General features: G+C 66.1%; 4 protein-coding genes. 2 read left to right on the plus strand and 2 right to left on the minus strand.

All coding sequences use genetic code 11. The features are described from left to right. Window positions 1-432 (plus strand): MFS transporter (locus DD1DGNOD_RS16815; protein ID WP_346434339.1); only part of this gene is annotated, 432 nt, incomplete at its 5' end. A gap of 101 nt (window positions 433-533) precedes the next feature. Here the strand turns inward: DD1DGNOD_RS16815 and DD1DGNOD_RS16820 are convergent. Beyond that, window positions 534-1,322, minus strand: coding sequence for a LuxR C-terminal-related transcriptional regulator (locus DD1DGNOD_RS16820; RefSeq protein WP_131766607.1), 789 nt, complete (start codon window positions 1,320-1,322; stop codon window positions 534-536). Between the two features lie 86 nt (window positions 1,323-1,408). After that, entirely contained in the window at window positions 1,409-2,266 is an 858-nt protein-coding gene (locus DD1DGNOD_RS16825) for a LuxR C-terminal-related transcriptional regulator (RefSeq protein WP_206443247.1), read from the minus strand. A 130-nt stretch (window positions 2,267-2,396) separates the two neighbouring features. Between DD1DGNOD_RS16825 and DD1DGNOD_RS28220 the strand changes: the two genes are divergently transcribed. Further along, a complete protein-coding gene (locus DD1DGNOD_RS28220) occupies window positions 2,397-2,942 on the plus strand; it encodes an AMP-binding protein (protein ID WP_206443248.1) in 546 nt (181 codons plus the stop codon). Window positions 2,943-3,557: the final 615 nt, after the last annotated feature.

A 3,557-nucleotide genomic window follows, 5' to 3' on the forward strand; every position in this document is an offset into this window, starting at 1 on the left:
GGCCGGAAGAGGGTCGTCCTGGGAGCTTGCGTCGTGTCGGTGCCGTGGAGTCTGATCATGTTCCCGTTACTGAACGCGGGCTCCGCTTTCACCTTCGCGATCGTGCTGATGACGACGCTGACCATTTTCGGTGCCGCGTACGGGCCTATCGGAGCCCTGCTGCCTGAGATGTTCCAGACCCGCTACCGTTACACGGGGGCCGGCACCGCCTACAACCTCGCCGGTGTGATCGGCGGTGGCACCGCACCGATCCTCGCGGCGGACCTCAGTGCCTCGTATGGTGGTACGTCCGTGGGTTTCATGCTCGCCAGCTTCGGAATGCTCTCCGTGATCTGCAGCCTCGCTCTGCCCGAGACTCGCCATCGTTCTATGGAGCCCGGCGCGGAGGAGCGCGTCGATTTGTCCGGCGTACCGGCGGAGAGGGTTGCTTGACTCCCGCGAATTAGATTCCGCTGCAGCAGGTGGTACCGAGCCGGCTGGGTGACCAGTCCGGACTTGGTACCACCTCGACGGCTCTCACCCGTCGGGCAAGGTCAGGGGAGCAGCATTGCCTTGCGGGCACGAACGACGGCTTCGTGGCGTGTGCCCGCGTCCAGTTTCCGCATGGCGGATCGCAGGTATGCCTTAACCGTTTCGAGGGAGAGCGAAAGCCGGTCTGCGACCTCGGCATTGGTGCAGCCGAGGGCGACCTGGGTGAGGACATCGGTCTCGCGTGTGGACAGGCGTACTTTAGGGTCGTTCTTCGGCCCGCTCTCGCCGACGGTGACGAGACGTTGTGCGGTCGCGTAGATCCTGCGCTGGGGCACCGAATCGGACGTGGCTCCGGCGATGGCCCTCAGTTCGGAGTGCACCGAACGAAGTTCCTCGAGCATGGCGGCGTGCGCGGGCTCCAGCTGTCTGACGGCCGCGAGCGACTCGGCCATCGCCAACCGATGATCGACTTCGTCCCGGATGGTGAGCTCGTGGGCGAGCCGCCGGCCCGCGGCAACGATCTCGTCCCGTATCCGGTCGCCCAACGCGGAGGGCTGGCGCACCGCGCCATAGAGGACAGCACGGCAACGGCCACCAGCGTGGACGGGAACCGCGAGTAGCGAGGCGAGACCTTCGCGGAGCACGGGCTGGTCGTAGTCATGCGTGATGCTCCGCGCGCTGGCATAGTCGGTCACCCCGACCGGGCGGCCCTGCACGATCACCCGACCTCCCAGTCCCGTGCCGGGACGGACCTCCAGATTGTGCAGGCCGGTGGTACGAGTGCCCAGGAACTCCGTCAGGCGCAATCCGTGCTGAGCCTGTCCGCCTTGTGCGGGATCACCCTTAACCATCTCGCCGACCGCTCCAGGCACCCCCGACCGGCAGATGGCGAGTGGCAGCTGCCCGGCGGTGTCAGGCTGTTGTCGAAAGATTCGGATCAGGGCAGCAGACCGAGTCTGCGCGCGGCGACGACCGCCTCCAGCCGTGAGTGCGCCATGAGTTTGCCCATGGCGCTGCACAGGTAGCTTTTCACCGTCTCCACCTTGATCCCGAGATCGCTCGCCACGTCCGCATTGGTCCAGCCCAATGCCACACACGCGAGGACGTCCAGCTCGCGGCTGGTCAACACCAGCGTTGGCTCCGCTTGCGCGGCGCCTTGCTTGACCGAGGACAGCTTGGCGCAGGCAGCCTCGACCCGCTGCCGCAGGAACGCATCGTCCACGTCCTTGGCGAGTATCCGGAGCTCGGCATACGCCTCCCGGACCCGTTCCCACAGCGGTGTCGCAGATTCGGCCGCTGACCCCGTGGCCCCCTGCTGATCAAGCCAGTCGAGCCGGCGCGCGAGTTCGTCCTGCACGGCCAGGTTCTGCTCCAGGTCCCGCGCCGACTCCACAACGGAATGAATGATCCGGTCGCCTATGGGGACGGCGCTGCGCACGGAGCCGTAAAGGACACCGCGCGCGGTTCCCCTTACCACCAAAGGGACCGCCACCATGGCGCGCAGGTGCTCGGCGATGATGTTGTCGTAGTGGTGGCTGATTTTTGGTGAGCACACGTAGTCGTTGACCACGAGGGGGCGGCGCAGCGCCACCGCCTTGCCGCCGAGCCCGCAGCCCGGGTCAAGCGCCAGCCCTCGCAGCGCTCCGGTGATGGGGCCGGCGAACTCGGTGAGGCGCACACGCTGGTCTGTGCTGACCAGGCCGCCGAAGGTGAGCGGTAGCCTCGTGGTCGCCCGCAGGCGGGCGAGGGCGCGGTTGATCTGCGGTCCGTCGTCCGTCGTCCGGCTTCGGGTCATGCGGCATCCTCGTGGGCTTCAGCTGCGTGGGGCCCTCCCCTCATCCGGGGGTACTCGGCTCTCCCCTCCCTGGGAAACATGCAGCGAACGATACGCCGACCACCTGTTTTCAGACACCCCGGGAGACTTGATGCCGAGCCCGCAGCAACGTGTCGCCGCTGCGCTGGTCGTTTTCGGGCAACCACAGGCGTGCCTGGCCGGTCTGCTGCGCGACCGGCACCCCGCGGATGCCGTAGCTTTCACGATCATCAAGCCGGATCTGACCAGTCGTGACCTCACGTTCGGCGAACTGCGCGACCTCTCGGCCCGGCTCGCAACGGGGCTGGCGGAACTCGGTGTTGGCCGCGGCGACCAGGTTGCCACGCTCATGGGCAAGTCGGCCGAGCTCGCCATCCCGGCGCTGGCGATCTGGCGCCTCGGGGCGGTGCAGGTTCCCCTGTTCACGGCGTTCGCTCCATCCGCTGTCGCCGCCAGGATCCCCGGCAACGGCACCACCGTGGTGATCACAGAGCCGGCGCAGCGAGCCAAACTCGAGCCTGCTGCGGACATCCCTGCCGACCCGGACAGACACATCGTCACAACCGGCCAGCCAGCCGGCACGGATGTCGCCTTTGACGATCTGCTCGGCGCCGCACCGCAACAGGCTCCCGTGGCCGTCGGGGGGACGGGGTTATGATCGAGTTGTTCACGTCAGGCACGATGGGTGCGCCGGAAGGTGCCCCGAAGCGATGTGGCAGGCCCTCCAGTACGACCGGTTGCTGGTCCTGCCGCACCCCGGGGCGTCGAGCTCGGCGAGCCTTTCGAGGTGCTCCGGCTTGTCGACGTGACCGACCGCCGTGCCCCGTGCAGCTGTTAAGGGTGTCGGCCTCCGTGACCAATTTTCCCGAGGTCCTGATGTGTCGCGGCGAATACAGGTCAAGCCGGAGCTCCCGTTCACCCCCGGCGTCGATCAGAACATCCGAGATAACGACGGCGATCCCTCAGGACTAGCTGTAGTCCGCGGGGATCGCTCGTCCGGTCTCCTCCCAGACGAAAGGTTGTCCGATCAAACGACGGCGTCCAGTTCGGGTCGTGAAGCTGGCTTATAGGGGTGACTACAGATGACCTTCAGGATTCTCTCCATCGCAGAAAAAGGGTCATCACACAGCCATCCACCGGCGTGGACCCAGTTAACTATACAACTACCACCGGTCCCGCAGTCGGCGGCGAAAGCACGCACAACGCTTTCTGAGATGCTTCTGCGCTTGCAACTAGTGTCCCGTGATTCCAGTATCTTTACTTTGCGTTGTTG

Source organism: Candidatus Protofrankia californiensis, assembly GCF_900634765.1.
GTDB lineage: Bacteria > Actinomycetota > Actinomycetes > Frankiales > Frankiaceae > Protofrankia > Protofrankia californiensis.

Bases quoted from the DNA above. Each gene is read 5' to 3' on its own strand.
- DD1DGNOD_RS16825 (WP_206443247.1), bottom strand. From the start codon at position 2,266: ATGACCCGAAGCCGGACGACGGACGACGGACCGCAGATCAACCGCGCC.
- DD1DGNOD_RS16820 (WP_131766607.1), bottom strand. From the start codon at position 1,322: ATGGTTAAGGGTGATCCCGCACAAGGCGGACAGGCTCAGCACGGATTG.
- DD1DGNOD_RS28220 (WP_206443248.1), top strand. From the start codon at position 2,397: ATGCCGAGCCCGCAGCAACGTGTCGCCGCTGCGCTGGTCGTTTTCGGG.